Here is a 15948-nt window from a genome sequence, read left to right as displayed (position 1 = left end):
AACATCATAGAGCGTGTAATAGGAGATTGTAGTCCTACGAAAGTCGTACGCCAGCATTATTCGATCATTTGCCGCTGCTTGGCCAGGGCGACGGCTTGCCCGCGCCGCTTCACGCCCAGCTTGCCGAAGATGCGGGTCGTATGCGTCTTGACCGTCGACTCGGCAATACCGAACCGCTCCGCAATTTCCTTGTTGGACAAGCCTTCCGCGAGCGCGGACAAAATTTCGATTTCACGCCCTGTTAGCGGCTCGACAAACGTAGACGAAGCCGATGCTGAATCGAGCGAACCGAGGTCCTTTCCCGCCCTATCCTCCGCTCCTGTCGTTTCGGATACGGCGGCGGCCTCGTTATCCAGCATGCTGAAATAAATCGTTCGAGTCGCGATCAGCTCAAGCACATTCAAGTCCCGGTTCGCGAAGACGCCCGGCACATGCCGATTTTCCAAATAGACGATAAAGGAAGCTCGCGCGCCCGGAACGGCAATCGCCATGCATAGAACCGACCGCGGACGGCATGACGAGATATAGGCGTCCTTCACAAAGTAGCTTTGGAGCGCGTCAGGGAGCACGACCGGTTCATTTGTCATCGCCGCATGGCGCGCCACGCTCTCCGCATATAATTCGGACGTCTCGCCATCCGACGGCATATCCGACAGTGCTTCGATCGCGAAGCCGTTCTCCCCGCAGCTTAATACGACGCCTCGCTCAGCCCCCGATTGACGCAGCGCAGCCTCGAGGAAGCTTTCCTGCCAGTTGCTCCGCCTTGTGCCAACGCCGTTGACGATTTGCTCCAGCAGTTCATCGTCGCCGGACTTCTCGTCCTCGCGTGCCGCCGCATGATCCGGCTGCGGTAAACGAATGCGCGGACGATCGCCCTCGACTCTTCCCTGAATTTCATAAGGCTTGGAAACCACCTGCAACAGCTCGGCATGTCGCGTACGAATCTGCGTAACTTTCGACGTAACACCCCATACGGAATAAGCTGTACAGGCATCCATCATTGCGATCATCGCCCCCGACCGACTTATCATATCTTGTTCATAGTAAAGCGCGAGCCGCTCGCAGGCTATCCCTTCCATCAGCCCGTTTTTTTCCGAACGCGCCTGCTTCACCGCGGCCATATATTCGCGCAGCGCCTCCAGCGATTTGCCGGAAATGCGCTCCCACTCCGCCTTCATCAACCGATGAGCAATGGAATTAACGCCGAAAATGCCTTTCCATTTCGCCATTTTACGCAAATGCGCGCGAAGCGCTAGCCGGATGCGCTTGCGTTCTTCCACACTCGCCTTCGGATACAAAGCGGCTAAAGCTAGCGACTCGTATACGCGATGCTTGCGGATGCGACCCCAATCCGCTGCCAGCTCGTTGGTCCGTCCACGCCCCGCCCAGTACAGCGCTTCTCGATACCGGCCGGCCAGGCACGCGGCTTCCAGCTTGCAGCAATAACTGTAGTTGTCCTCTTCCTCTTCCTCTTTCTCATTGCCTGCTCCAACGACTCCGCTTGCCGATTCGGGAATGGCGATAAAGCGCTCCAGCGCCGACTCCTCCCGAAGCGCCGCCGCATAGCTCTCAGCAATCTGCGCAATTTCGAGCGTCTTGTCGCTCGCATACCGTCGTACATGCTTCGCAAAATAATCCAGCAGCTCGTCAAGCGCGTACAAATCTCCATTATGCGTAATCAGGCAGGTGATCACGGCCATATTGACAAAGTCGATATCCCCGGCTTCCATGCCGCGACGTAGCGCCTGCTCCAGATAAAGCGACGCCTCCACAGGGTCTTTCAGTTGATTAGAAATTCCGCTTATAAACGCATAACGATATTTGAAGTGCGATCCGGACAAGTCCATATCGTGGCGATCCGCCAATTCGGCGAAAACCTCCACCTGCGCATAATTCGGAAGCACTCTCTGCAACAGAGATTCGTAGGCGCCGATAATGCAAATCAGCGACTCATTAATCCCCGTGCGAATCCCGTAACGAATAAATCGGGCATATAGCTCAATGAGCGCTTCCGCATTTTGCAGCATCATGGGAAAAGCAAGCCGGAGCATCAGACCGCACAATGCCACATACTCTTCATCGTGATGGGTGGACTGCAGCGTTTGGAGCTTGCCGCGCTTGCGATACAGAAAGAGCTGTGTCTGCATGACTTCCTTGGCAATCGACAGCAAAGAAGGCTTTTCTTTGAATGACCAGCCATAATCCTGCAAAGCTTTTTGTCCGTATTGGACGGCAGAACCGTCGTTCGCAAACGTGTGAAACTGAATAAGCGGCGTCCAAATCTGCAAATGTTCCGTCCGGCTCAACTTCCCGCCGCGTTCCAGCAAATCCAATAAGCTGATCTGCGCCGGCTCGGAATGGCCGCACATATACATCGCCCATGCCCAATTCACCTTCAATTGAACATATACGGTTTCCGGTACAAGCTCCTTTGGCTCTTCTTCTACAAGGCGCAGTCCGGCTTCGGCATACCGCTTCCCTTGCACATATTGCCCGTCCTCCATCGCCTTCAAGCTGGCTTGCAAGTTATGCACCGCCAGTTGCCGCTTCTCTTGCTCTGGCATCGCATGAACGCCCAGATTCAAATGATCGACCGCCGTCGGCAGAGAAGCGTCACCGCCTTCACGCAGTTGGGCCTGCAGCAGCTTCCCAACCCGCCAATGCCGCTGCGCGTTGCGTTCTGCATCGAACGCATACGCCAGTTGATGCAGATGGTCATGCAAGAACAAATACATATTCTCTATCCCGTCACCGGATTCCGACTCGCCCACATGGCCAATGATGCCCTCCACTTCGGCCTCTCTTAACCTATGAAGCGTCAATTCCGTCGTACATCCGTACGCTTCGGATAGCAGAGATAAGCGGAAAGACGAACCGATGACCGCGGCCATAGCCAGCAGCGCCTTCGTGTCATACGGAAGTTTGCCGAAGCTCGCCTCCATCCGCTCTATATCCACCGCCGAATCGCTCGTCAGTCTCACGACTTCCGCATCCCATGTCCATCGCCGCGCCCGGTCATCGAACATAAGTTGCTTCTCCCGAATCCACGTCTCCAGCAACAGCTTCACCGCTTGCGGCGAACCGCCGGTCCGGTTATACACCGCTCTGGCAAGCACGCGGGTGAGGGCGGAATGGTCATGCAACGCATCCGCGACTACCTGCCTGACCTCTTCGTAGCCAAGCGGTAGAAGCGCTATTTCCTCCGCAGGATGAGCGCGTATTCTCTTAGACAACCAGGAAATTGCGGGCGCTCGGGTTTGCTCCAAGTTCTCTTCAGCTGCAGCGTCATTTCGCGCGGTCTCGTTCCGGTACGTCCGACTGGCTCCAATAACAAGCAGCCCGGATGCCGTTGGATCTAGCGCAAGCGTGTGAAGGACGGCAATTGTGCCAGCATCAGCTCGTTCCAGGTGATCGATAAACAAGACAAGCGGCGAGGTGCACGCGGCAAAAAAACGAATGAGCCGTGGCAGCAACTGTTCGAAGCTCATACTTTCCATCGCCTTGTCCGCCTCGCTTGGCGTATCCGCCTGACAGTCAAACAACGGCCCGGCTTCGGGTAACAGCGAAACGATCATCCGCGCTTCTTGCCCAAACTCAGCTCGAAGACGCTCCTTCAGCAGCTTTACCAGTTCGCCCGGCTCGCTCCAAAGCTGCTGAATCAATTGACGCAAAGCTTGAAGATACGGCTCATAAGGCGCTGCTTGCTGTGAGTGAGAGACTGTCCCTTCTACAAACCGTCCTCCCTGCTGAGCAACAGTTAGCCGAAAGGCTTGAGCAAGCGCCGTCTTGCCGCTTCCTTCGCCGCCGGTCAGCCAGCGAAACGCCGGCGCTCCGCCAGCCGCTTGTTCGAGCCCTGCCTCCAGTTGCCTGATCGCGTCGCTGCGCCCGTACATGAAACCCGAAGGACGAAACAAGCGACTTGCATCCAGCAGGCCGATCTCGAAAGGAACCAGCTTGCCTATACTGCCAAGCAAGTTCTGACACCGCTGCAAATCGTCGAGCACCCCGTAAGCGCTCTGATAACGATCATCGGGGGACTTGGCCAACAGCTTCATGATCATGCCTTGCAACGGCTCGCCTACTTCCGGACGTAGCTCGGACAACGGCCGCGGAGCCTGCAAAATATGTGCGCTATCCCAGTCCTCATCGCGCTCAGGGCGAATCGGCAATTGGCCGGTCAACAACTCGTAATAAATGACGCCTAACGAATAGAGATCGCTGCGCGCATCCGACACGCGATTGAGCCGCCCCGATTGCTCTGGAGCGCGATAAGGTGCATGCCGTTCCATACGCTCGGACAAGCGCGCAGATCGTTCATTCCATAATATATAAACGTTAGCAGGGGTCACACAACCGATCACTGTCGTCTGCCTGTGTTCGCGACGCACCATCTCCGCTATCATCGTTGCCAGGTCTATAAACATCGCAAGCTCAAGTGGGGAGCCCGTCAGATAGTCTCTTAACTTCTTCTTGTTGTCGTCGATGATTATGCTCTCCCTATCTGTCTGCAGACCGAGCCAGTCGGCGTTGCTTCATGATGCCGTGCTGTCTAAGACGTTCAACATTGTCACTCGGAAATCCTTTTGAGGAGAGAAAATTGTTGAATCTTCAATAGGAGAAACGAAAAAGCACCCTGACTGGGTGCCTTCGCCCTTAATTAATTATAAACTACTTGTAGTCATTTCTAGGCCCTTTATCCATCACAACCTCTACCATATTTGAAGACCCCATTCTAAGTTTAGGTCTATTTTCTGATTTCGGTGCACTGTAAAGCTCCAATGGGCTTATAATAACGCCATCTGGCGTATTATGAAGGATTCCGGGCACGCAGGAATAAATCTTATCATTATGGTTGGCATGATTAGCAGATATGGTAACGGAGGTTCCATGATGATTATCTATGCTCATGGATACCTTGTATCTGTAAAACGAGCCTGTTCCGTTTGACTGAGCAGAATAAACGACAGGAACAACTGCAAGAATGTCATCGGTGAACCTTAGTTTAATCACTTCAGTCTTAGTTGATCCGCTACTTCTACCGACATCCCCCATATGTTCCACCGCTCCGTTGCCAAAACTTCTGAGAGGCGGCGTTCCTTTCGCCCCAAACATAGCGACATCTATCTGCTCGCCTTCCTTTGTATAGACCAAAGCATAGATATCATAATCTGTCCCGGTCTTCCATGATACCGTGGCAGTAATTTCTGGTGTTTTATCCATTATCACTGGCGTGTGGCCTTTATCCAGATTTACCTTACCCTTTACCTTTTCAAAGTTGATCGGTGGCAATACGCTCTGACTCTTCTTAGGTTCAGGAGTAGCAACAGTCGTATTAGGTTCTTTGGACACAGCTACTTCAGACTCAACCTCGACGCCGTAATTTTTACATAACCCTTCAAGCCCGGAATCAAACCCACGCCAGATTGATTTTGCCTTTGTCTGACCGTTCCTTAGATACAATTCTAATACGACGATTCCATTTTCATTTGTGAAACGAGGCGGGATGAACTGGATAATCGAATTATCGGTACATATCTCTGCCTTTAACTGATTTACATTTGAGAATCCCGTGCTATTATCCTCGGTAAGCGTTATAGCAATTTTAGTAATCCCTTCGGGGGCTTTACTCATATCAAAATTTATTTTATGTACGTGTGTATGATTTACTTTCTCGGATGGTATAAGGGTAGCTACACCGGAAGAGCTTTCTGGTTGATTATAAAATATGATCCCACTGTCTCCTTGTACCTTGTCCGAATCCGTTAAAAGGAATGCTGTTAGTGAAATGTCTTTCGAAGATGAGATTTCATAGCTGACGGTAACGCTACCTTTGGTGGAACTTAAAGCTGTATTGGCTCCCATCTGAAGAATTTGATTCATTTACACCACTCCCCTTTATAAGGCTACATGGCTATTGTATCAACGGAAATTGGGAATTAAAAGAAGTTTATGTCGATAAAATAATTGATTTGTATAATATTGGATGGAATAACGGTGTGAACTTGAATTTGTCTCGTATATGAAAAAGCCGACTCTCCAACTAGTGGAAAGACGGCTTTAAAATATTCGTATCCAAGAGCTACGATAGTTCTTGACTCCTTTTCAGCTACCGGAGCTTGTTGCCGTGGGAATCCGCAAACGTAAAATTGACCACTTCGTCTGTGATGTCAATAACACTAAGAATAAAATCTAAATTGTTCTTTTGTACAAATGTGTTTTCGCTGTAAAAAAACAATTTATTCTTATCCTGAGATTTCTTCAATACGTTAACCAGAAGCAAGAAATTTTCCTTCTGGGAATCATCAAATTCTAAAACCGAATGAATTAATTTGGGAACCATTTTTCCGTTTTCCATTTCAATACTTAACTCTTCTATATACTTAAAAAATCGGCTTAGTACTCCTACTACCACATCACTAATTTGAATGAATTTTTCTTCGTGAGATTTTTTGAATACAAAATTTCTATTTTCTTCAGAGTCCAGATCTGCAGATGCATAAATGACTTTTTCTACTTCTGTTTCGTTATCAAACGTATGAAACGAATTTAGAAATAGTTCAGGCTTAATCAAATAATAGTCCGAATAATCTTTAACAATATACTTATTTTTACCTAACCCAATAAAATGATTATCCTTTTTCATCTCGTCAAAGAGATTCCACAATCCATCATATATAACTGCTCTACTCATTTCTTCAATTTTATCTTTTGGAGAAGGAAGGTTAGATTTCAAGTGTTTTAAAAGTGTAGCCCAATCTTCACAAAAATCTATTACAGCTTCCTTCTGAATTTTAGGGTAGTCATACTTTGCTAGTAATTCACGTATTTGATCTATATTACTAGACATAAGTTTATACAGAGTGTGTCCATGCATAAGCTCTAATCCTCTAACTTTTTCACTATCTAAATTTTTATCAATTATTATTTGCAAAATGTCATTAACGATAATATGCAAATTATCAACATTAATAAAATGTATATAAATTCCATTTTCAAAAATCCATTTCAAGATGAGATTAAGTTCTTTAGATTTCAAAGAGTCTACAAAAGTTGACTCTAATATTAATTGTGATTTTATATCAATAACATTTTTCGGTAACTTCAGTTTGGCTATTAGATCATCTGGATCGCCAATAAATTCATTTTCATCAAAAACCACTCCCCCTAAAACAAAATTTTTATTCACGGGGGCATTAAACTTATTTTGTTTTATCCAGAATTTCCTTGGGTTATTTGTTTCATCATAATAGAATTTAAGTTTTGCATCTATATCGTTACCGCTATCAATAACTTCTTTGCGAAGAATATCAAATTTTTCTACGGATATTTCCTTATTGATTCTGTTAAACTCGTTTAACAGCATTTGTGCTATCTGCTTACCTTGAAGAGTTGCCTCATTATCTGTTATTTTACGTCCTAATACTGCTGTTATATCTAATTTCAATTTCTCTTTTAGCTCGCTATCAAATTTTTGTATAAATAGAGTTTCATCATAATTTTCACTGCTTTCTTTATCTTTTTTTGATAATTCATTAAACGACTGAAGTATGAATAAGTCCATCTGTTCTTCGGAAATTACATGAGTTTGTTTTCGAATAGGAAACCCAAAACTCTTAGAGAAACGTAAAATGGTATCTTTAATATTCATCAAATTTTAGCTCCTATCCATTTCTTTCAAAGTCCGAGCTCATGTTGCCCTAGGATGATGCCCAATATTTCCGTCCCATTCTATCATAAGGGAATAAAAAAAGCCGCTCTCCAACTTGAAGAGACGGCTTTATTCTTAATGTGGTGTGGAGCTATCGGCTGCTCACTCGATCCGAGATGAAGTCGCAACGGTAATCGTTCGATATTCGTCCCCTAATGTTCGATCTTCGGGGCGAACGGGTCGTACCGCGCAGTAGAAATGGTAGAGGACACCCTCATGGCGCACGATTGAAGGCTTATGGGCATGGAGTTCGTCCAACTCTCCCGGGGCACCGTGCCGGAGGAGGGGCTCCTCGCTACGCTTCCAATCGAGCAAGTTGTCCGACACAGCGATGCCCTCTTGCGCATGGGAACCGTCGTAGGCGAAATAGAACATGAGCCACCGGTTTCCGTCCTTGATGATGCACGGGTCGGACACGAAGATCGACTGCCAGGTTTCCGGAATGATCGGAAGAATAGGATTGCCCTCGTGCCGCCGCCAATTCACCATATCCTGCGACAGGGCCACACCCGTCTGCTCCCGCCAGCTTCGATTGGCGTTTTTGGCGTTGTAGAAGAGGTAAAATATTCCTTCATATTCGATCAGGCAGGCCTTGTACAGGCCGCCTCTTTCCCACTCCGCCCCGTCCTTCCAAGAGAATACGGGTCGCTCCAACCTGTGCCATACTCTCAATTCCTCGTCCGACGACCAAGCCAAGCCCATCTCGGCCGGTCCGGTCTCATACCCTTCTCCGGGGTATGCGTGATAGACCATCCAGTACTTCCCTTCCACTTTCTTCAGAACGGGAAGCTCGGAAATATCGTCCGATTCCTTGAGCAGCCACGTGCCCGCCGCTCCGACACGGTCCCAATCATTGCCTTCGCCGCGACGCAAAATCGTTCCGAGGGTTCTCCAATGTATCAAATCGTCGCTTTCCGCCAGTCCGGTCTGATAACCTAAGCCATCGAATCCGACGTAGGTCATCATGTAGCGGCCCTGATGGTAAAACACGAAAGGGCTATCGACGCCATGACTGTCGAATTGGCCCGACACGCCGGACGGCGCGATGACCGGAGCTCCCAATTTATTATCCGTGCGCCACGCCGTAAAATTCATTCCGTCTTCCAACTTCAATCGCGCTCCTTCCCATTCAATCATTTCCCCGCGAAGGGCAATGCCCAAGGCCGGAATTGGAGTCTGCCAGCTCCAGAGCCTTGGGCATCATCAAGCTTATCCGGTTATTTAATCAGTCCGGCTGCTTTGAACTGCTTAGTCGCCTCGTCAAGCAAAGTTTGTCCCCCGGAGGACAGCCACTTCTTCACGAACCCGTCGTAATCCTTGCTTCCGCCTAGAATGTACTTGATGTCGAACTCGTTCTGCAGCGTATCCAAGTCGGACACGATCTGAGGATCTAGAGACAGCATCGCCATATCGTTCGGATTGGCCGGCATTTGCATCGTCTCGCTATCCAGTCTCATCTGCTTTTTGTCCGACTCTGCCGGCTGTTCGTTCGTGCTTTCCACTACGCCGTCCTTGCCCGTGGCGACCCAAGTTCCCCAATCGTATGCGCCTTTGTTGTCCTGACGATATAATTCTCCCTTGAGGCTGACGAACTTGCCGCCGCCTTCGACATCCATAACCTTCTGACCGTTGACGCCGACTCCCCACCTCAGTGCCCAGTAGCCGTCGTTCGGGTAAGTCGAGTTTTCGATGATCTTCAGGATGCGTTCCAATTTCTCCGGATCCTGCGCGGCCGCCTTAGAAATGGTGATGATACCGCTGTTTATCGATCCTGGCGGGAGATTGCCGCCATCCGGTCCTGCTTTCGGCATAGGCAAATTCTCGAACCAGTTAATGGTCGACCCGGTCGATCCGGTACCACCTTCGATCTCATTGACGAGTACGCCCGGATAGAACGTTACGCCCACCTTGCCCGCGAACAGCTTCGGCTTGCGCTGCTCCCAGCCTTGCGTATACCAGTCCGGATCGATGAGCTTCTCATCCACGATCGTTTTGATGAAGTCGAGCAACTTTTTATGAGTGCCGTTAACAATGCCGCTTTCCGCTTGAGTGTTGCCTGCGAAAATACGACTTTTGCCGAACATCATCTCCAGGTTTTTCAGTTCGCCCAGATTGGTGCCCGCGCCAGCCGAGCTGATTCCCCAGGTGTCGTTTTTCTTATTTCCATCCGGGTCGTCGTGCGTGAATTTACGCAAAACGTTAAGCAACTCCTCCGGTGTTGTCGGCTTCTGCAGTTTCAAGTTATCGAGCCAATCCTGCCTGATTTTGAACGAAAACGTGTTGGGATTCGGCAGCGTCGGCAATCCGATCATTTTGCCGCCCTCGTTCACATACGCTTTGGATTGGCTGGTGAAAGTACCGGACATGGTCGGGAGCTTATCCAAATACGGCGTCCAATCCTCGAGCAGCACGCCTTGCTTGTACAGCTTTTTGATCGTATTGAGATCCCAGGCATAGATCATATCCGGCGGATCGTTCGAAGCGAATTGCACCATGAGCTTGCTTTCCAGATCGGACTCGGGATAAGCGGACATTTTGAAATCGACATTGTACGTTTCGTTCATCCACTTTCTCCACGGATCGTTATCGTCGGTCGGCGTATTGACCCAACCGTTCTCGACAAAGGAAATCGTGACCTTCTTCTCGGGAGGAGTCGATGTCTCCGCAGTTCCCTGACTTGCTGTTGGGCTCGCGGACGACGGACTTGGACTCCCCGTATTGGACTTGTCGCTGTTGCATGCGGTCAAAACCGTCGTGCTGAACAAAGCCACTGTCAATAATGCGCTTGTAAGTTTTTTCGTCATTTTGCTACTCCCCCATTATTCATTTCTGCATTTATCCTTTCACCGCGCCCAGATACATTCCTTTGGTGAAATGTTTCTGCAGGAACGGATAAACCAGCAAGATCGGTACCGTACCGATTACCGCGACCGCCATCTTGAGCGATTCCGTCGAGACGCGCTGCGCGGGGTTAAGCACGGAAGTCGGATTGAAATCGGAGCCGATGTTCGCATTTGCGAACATGTTCCGCATGATCAATTGCAGCGGCATCCAATCCGGACTGTTGATATAGATAAAAGCGTCGAACCAGCTGTTCCAATGGGCCACGGCGATGAACAGCCCGATGGCCGCCAGTGCCGGCTTGCTCATCGGCAAGATGACACGGGTCATCAAGGTCCAGTCGTTCACCCCGTCGACTTCGGCCGACTCTTCGATCTCTTTTGGGATCCCTTCGAAAAATTGCTTCAACACGAGCAAGCTCCAGCTGTCGATCAACCCCGGGATAACGAGGGACCAGAACGTGTCGAGCAGATGCAAATCTTTAACGACAAGGTAGGTCGGAATAAGCCCGCTGTTAAACAGGACGGTGATCAAGATAAGGAACAGAAACACCTTCCGCCCCGGCAGCCGCTTGCGGGATACTACATAGGCGCCGATCATCGTCATCGTCAGCGTAAGCGCGGTACCGATCACGGCCCTCATCACGCTGACCGTCAGAGCGTCCGTAAACACGCTTCCGGCGAACAACCGCTCGTACGCAATCAGAGACGGATGGAAGGGAATGAAGATGAATCCGTTGCGCTGAATCCACTCCTGCTCGCTGACGAGCGACATGGAGACCACGTATACGATCGGATACGCCGAAGCCAGCGCCAGAAGCCCGATGATGGAGAAAGAGAAAATCTGATAGAGGCGTTCGCCCCGGAACGGTTTCATAGCCACGCCTCCTTTCTACCAAATGCCCGTGCCGGCGTATTTTCTGGCCGCTTTGTTCGCCGCCAGGACGAGCAGCAGGCCGAAGAAAGATTGGAACAGGGACATGGCCGTTGCCATGCTGTACTGCAGCTGCGCAACCCCTTGACGGTAAATCCACGTATCGATAATATCGCCTACGGAATACGTAACAGGATTGTAGAAGAGCAGAACCTGTTCTCCGCCCGCGTACAAGATCGATCCGATCTGGATCGTAAACAGAAAAACGATGATGGAGGAGATGCCCGGCAACGTAATATGGAATATCCGTTTGATCGGTCCTGCCCCGTCGATCTTCGCCGCTTCATACAGCGAAGGGTCCAGGGCGCTTAATCCCGCCAAGTAAATGATCGTTCCCCAGCCGATCTCCTTCCAGATTCCGGTTCCGATCAGAATCGGCCGAAACCAGGACTCGGATGTCAGGAAGGAAATCGTATGACCCGTCAGCCCTTGCCAAACTTGATTCACGAACCCCGTGTTCGATAACATCGCATAGGAGATCGCATACACGATAACCCAGGAAAAGAAGTGCGGAATGTAAAGCACGGTTTGGCTCACTTTACGAAAGCGGGAGGAAGCCAGGTCGAACAGCAGAATGGCCAGCAGGATCGGCGGGAAAAATCCGAAACCGATGCGTAGAAGGCTGATTTCCACCGTATTGAAAAAGACCCTCTTGAAATCCTTGTGATGAAGCAGCGCACTGAAATTGTCCCAGCCGACCCAACTGCTCCCCCAGATTCCGCCCGATAGGTTGTACTGCTTAAACGCCAGCAGCACCTGGACGAACATCGGGTAATAACGAAACGTAATAAAGTAAATGATGACCGGTATAAACAGAAGATAGAGAATTTTATGTCTCCATATCGTTTTCCAAAGCACGCGTCCCTCCCCTTCCGCAATCGACTGTCTACGCTTAATGTTAGGGAAAGGAACACCGATTGGAAATAGGTCAATCCTTGCGCATGGGGTGACGATTCGATCTTGTCGCGTTCCGCAAATTGCGTATTCCCGTCGATCGTGATTAACTGAAGACAACAGAGAAAGGAAACCGCACCGTTGTGTTGGTTCCGGTTCAGGGAGGGGATCTATTGAAACGTCCTGGCAAACGATGGACCATCGACAATTGGCCGATCGCCACCAAGCTGATCGTCGTCTACTCTCTCTTGATTTCAGGAACAATATCCACTGTAGGCATTGTTTCTTATTACTACTATAGCCTTTCCATGGAGAACCAAATAAAAGCGTATATTCCTCAGCTTCTTAGTCAGACGAGCCGGCATTTGGATACCTATCAAGGGGAGCTTCTGTACGTCACCCGAACGGCTTTGGCAAAACAAAACATCGCCGCGATCCGTCGGGCGCTCAAGCAAGCCGACTCGGACGGAGAGCCCGGACCGCTGCCGCTGAGGACTGCCATCCTGCTCAACGACGCCATTCGGCAGTTGAACATCGAGCAGAGGGAATATGTAAGAGGAGTGACGCTCTATACGCGCGAATCCGGCGCGTTCTATTATCAGATCGGAGACGGCGGGGTGTGGCTGGATCAACGGAATTCCAGGAAAGAGTCTTGGTATCCGGAAGTCGACGAGACAAATCCGGTCCCCGTCATTTATGGCACCGAAGCGCTGAAGGATTCGCCGGGCTCCCCGGCCGTGTTCAAGATCGTCCAGCCCATCCGCGGCCAAGACAGCCAGAACGTTGTCGGCTTTCTAGAGGTTGACGGTTCCTTGCAGCTGATCAACACCATGCTGCTCGACGTGAACTTCGGGCCGGACACCCGCCTCTTCGTGCTCGATCACCACGATCGGCTCATGTACGCCAAGGGCGACCGAAGCGTCGTGGCGGGCGAGGCTTGGAAAGGGGATTTCGGCCTGAACGGAGGCGATTGGTCGCGATCCGGGAGTTCCCGATTCGTCTCGATCGGCGGCGTCCGGCATCTCGTCAGCTATACCAAATCCGATCAGACGGGCTGGAAGGTGATCGCCGTCATCCCGGCCGAGTACCTCACCAAAGGAGTCAGCAAGGTCAAATGGTGGACAATCTCAGGCATAGCGGCGGGAACAACCGTGGCCGTCATTGCCGCCATTTTGCTGGCGTATAGCATGACCCGGAGGCTCAGACTGCTTGTCGTCAGCCTTCGGGGACTGGAGAAAAACGACTTCCAGATGCCGATCCCCCCGATGCGGACCGACGAAGTCGGACGGGTGTGGGGAGCGATCAGCAAAATGGCGGGCAGGATTCACGTGCTGATCAACGAAGTGTATCAATCGAAAATTTTGAAGCAGGAAGCGGAAATCCGGTCGCTGCAAAGCCAGATCAACCCCCATTTTCTGAATAACTCGCTGGAAACGCTCCGCTATCTCGTCAAGAGCGGCCGAGCGGAATCCGCGGAGCAAGGGCTGATCGCTTTGGCCGATTTGTTCCGCTATCACGCCGTCCGGGATCATGAGATGGTTTCCCTGGCCGTGGAAATGGCGTTCATGAAAAACTATTTGCACATGCAGAAGCTTCGCTTCGGAGATCAATTGCACATCGAATACGATATCGACGATGCGGCGCTTTCCGCCTATTTGCCGGGTCTATTGTTCCAGCCTCTCGTCGAGAACGCCATCATTCATGGCAGCAGCCCGTTCGGAATGATCGCCGTGACCATTCGAATCAAAGCCAACGATGGTCAACTGATGATCTCCGTCATCGACGAAGGGAGCGGCATCCCCCCGAAGAAGCTCAACGAGATATGGAGCGATCTGGAAGCCGAGTCGGGCCAATCGGGCAGCGTCGGCTTGCTGAACGTGTATCGCAGACTTCGGTTGATCTACAAGGAAGAGGGAGAAATGTATATCCGAAGCGAACCTCACAATGGGACGATCGTTACGTTGAAAATCCCGCTTAAATTCGACTACGGAGAGGGGCTTACGCGATGAACGTGCTGATCGTCGATGACGAGGATACGATTCTCAAGGGCTTGGCCGCGCTGATCGCCGAATTGCCGGAAGCGGCGGACGGTGAAATATTCAGCGCTTTGAACGGTTCCGAAGCGTTGGACATCCTGTCTGTTCGCCCCGTGGATCTGGTGATAACCGACATTCATATGCCTGGGATCGACGGCTTATCGTTAACGGGAACGATCCGGTACCGTCATCCCGAAATACCCGTCGTGCTGCTAACCGGCTATAACGATTCCTCCTACATGCAGCAAGCGATCCGTCTGAAAGCGGAAGATTACTTGTTCAAGCCCGTGAAGAAGGAAGATCTCGCGAGCATGTTTCAAAGGATCAACCAACGGATATCAACCGACCGCAAGCACGGCAGATTTATCCGCGAGGATCAGTTCGACGCGCTTGCGTATCCGGCGAAAATGATCATGGCGTGCGATCTGGATGAAGGCGGCGGGGAAAGACGGTCTCAGCTCGGAAACGACGAAATGATCCTCTGGATGTACAGGAAGGTCATTTACGAGGCTGCGGATGCGATCGAGGATATTTATTTTATCACGGCCAGTTCCGCGTTAGACGGCTTTAATATGCTAATCGGCGTCGGCGCCGAGACCCACGAAGCGGCTGACGACAAGCTGAATTCGCTGGCGGCAGCCATTCGCGAGTTCTGGTCCACCAGCATCAAGCTTAAGATCAGCTTCGGCCTGTCTGCTATCAGCGGGACGGCGCCGTTTCGCGCCTTGGAGAAAGAAGCATGCAGCGCGCTTGCGTATCGCATTCATCAGCACAGCGGCATCTACCGTTTCGCTTCGAAGGCGGCTCTGCCGCTTTCCATTCAGGCGCGAACATCGCTTGAATCCGCAATCGAAGTCGGCGACGCGGAAACGATTCTCTCGGAGCTCAAAGAAGGATTGCTGCGCATTTTCGGTGGCGAAGCGGCTTCCCCGCTTCCCGCGGTCGAGGAGCTGCTTCAGTTTCTATACGCCCAACTGGTCAAATTTTATCCGTCGGCGAGCATCCCGCTCTTCAACCGGATTCCGAAACTCACCGAAAAGATTTTATGGTCAAGGACGAAAGACCAATTCGTTCAATTGTTCCTGCATGAAATCAACAGTTGGTTGGAAGCCGTCGTTCCCGATCATTCCGAGTATGGTATCGTGGCGCTCGCCAAGTCCATCATTCACTCCCGATTCTCGGAAGCGCTGAACGTAAGCGAAGTGGCTGCGGCCGTCTATGTCAGCCCGAGCCATCTCAGCCGCTTGTTCCGGGCAAGGACAAATACGACGTTTCTCGAATATTTGACGAACGTTCGCGTATCCGAAGCCAAGAAGCGGCTTGCGGATCCGAAAGCGAAGGTGTACGACATTGCATCGCAAGTCGGTTACAGCGATTGGAAGCACTTCAGTAGAATATTCAAAGAAGCGACCGGCTATCATCCGAGCGATTACCGCAACCGGATTGTGGGCATGCAAGCGACGGAAACGGATATTTAGCGGTCTTCTTCTCGCCTAATACTTTATCTGTCGAAATGGCATCAAGAAGACGGGGAAA

At 50.7% G+C, this 15948-nt stretch carries 9 protein-coding genes; 2 read left to right on the top strand and 7 right to left on the bottom strand.

The window, feature by feature from the left end:
- Positions 1-56 precede the first annotated feature (56 nt).
- From ACFPOF_RS18650 to ACFPOF_RS18620, 7 genes are all read right to left on the bottom strand, one after another.
- Positions 57-4391, bottom strand: a complete 4335-nt coding sequence (locus ACFPOF_RS18650) for an AAA family ATPase (protein ID WP_378135347.1) — start codon at positions 4389-4391, stop codon at positions 57-59.
- Between the two features lie 277 nt (positions 4392-4668).
- The gene (locus ACFPOF_RS18645) at positions 4669-5880 is read right to left on the bottom strand and encodes a TerD family protein (RefSeq protein ID WP_378135345.1); all 1212 of its coding nucleotides are present in this window, start codon (positions 5878-5880) and stop codon (positions 4669-4671) included.
- A 226-nt stretch (positions 5881-6106) separates the two neighbouring features.
- Positions 6107-7648, bottom strand: a complete 1542-nt coding sequence (locus tag ACFPOF_RS18640; RefSeq protein WP_378135343.1) for a DUF3800 domain-containing protein — start codon at positions 7646-7648, stop codon at positions 6107-6109.
- Positions 7649-7810: 162 nt separating this feature from the next.
- Positions 7811-8821, bottom strand: coding sequence for a hypothetical protein (locus ACFPOF_RS18635; RefSeq protein WP_378135341.1), 1011 nt, complete (start codon positions 8819-8821; stop codon positions 7811-7813).
- Positions 8822-8925: 104 nt separating this feature from the next.
- Entirely contained in the window at positions 8926-10512 is a 1587-nt protein-coding gene (locus ACFPOF_RS18630) for an extracellular solute-binding protein (RefSeq protein ID WP_378135339.1), read from the bottom strand.
- Positions 10513-10543: 31 nt separating this feature from the next.
- A complete protein-coding gene (locus ACFPOF_RS18625) occupies positions 10544-11425 on the bottom strand; it encodes a carbohydrate ABC transporter permease (RefSeq protein ID WP_378135337.1) in 882 nt (293 codons plus the stop codon).
- A 15-nt stretch (positions 11426-11440) separates the two neighbouring features.
- Positions 11441-12340 (bottom strand): ABC transporter permease, encoded by a 900-nt coding sequence (locus tag ACFPOF_RS18620; RefSeq protein WP_378135335.1) that lies wholly within the window; start codon positions 12338-12340, stop codon positions 11441-11443.
- 209 nt (positions 12341-12549) lie between these two features.
- On the opposite strand from ACFPOF_RS18620, the gene ACFPOF_RS18615 reads away from it, so the two are divergent.
- Together ACFPOF_RS18615 and ACFPOF_RS18610 are read left to right on the top strand one after the other, a co-directional pair.
- A complete protein-coding gene (locus tag ACFPOF_RS18615) occupies positions 12550-14385 on the top strand; it encodes a cache domain-containing sensor histidine kinase (protein WP_378135333.1) in 1836 nt (611 codons plus the stop codon).
- Positions 14382-15890 (top strand): response regulator, encoded by a 1509-nt coding sequence (locus ACFPOF_RS18610; protein WP_378135331.1) that lies wholly within the window; start codon positions 14382-14384, stop codon positions 15888-15890. Before ACFPOF_RS18615 ends, ACFPOF_RS18610 begins: the two co-directional genes overlap by 4 nt.
- Positions 15891-15948: the final 58 nt, after the last annotated feature.

This window comes from Cohnella soli (assembly GCF_042655525.1).
Lineage (GTDB): Bacteria > Bacillota > Bacilli > Paenibacillales > Paenibacillaceae > Cohnella > Cohnella soli.
The sequence above is the reverse complement of the archived record's forward strand: the minus strand, read 5'-3'. Positions and strand labels throughout refer to the sequence as shown.

What these genes read in the sequence shown, in the direction of transcription:
- ACFPOF_RS18650 (WP_378135347.1), bottom strand. Translation starts at nt 4,391, where the DNA reads ATGGTGCGTCGCGAACACAGGCAGACGACAGTGATCGGTTGTGTGACC.
- ACFPOF_RS18645 (WP_378135345.1), bottom strand. Translation starts at nt 5,880, where the DNA reads ATGAATCAAATTCTTCAGATGGGAGCCAATACAGCTTTAAGTTCCACC.
- ACFPOF_RS18640 (WP_378135343.1), bottom strand. Translation starts at nt 7,648, where the DNA reads ATGAATATTAAAGATACCATTTTACGTTTCTCTAAGAGTTTTGGGTTT.
- ACFPOF_RS18630 (WP_378135339.1), bottom strand. Translation starts at nt 10,512, where the DNA reads ATGACGAAAAAACTTACAAGCGCATTATTGACAGTGGCTTTGTTCAGC.
- ACFPOF_RS18625 (WP_378135337.1), bottom strand. Translation starts at nt 11,425, where the DNA reads ATGAAACCGTTCCGGGGCGAACGCCTCTATCAGATTTTCTCTTTCTCC.
- ACFPOF_RS18610 (WP_378135331.1), top strand. Translation starts at nt 14,382, where the DNA reads ATGAACGTGCTGATCGTCGATGACGAGGATACGATTCTCAAGGGCTTG.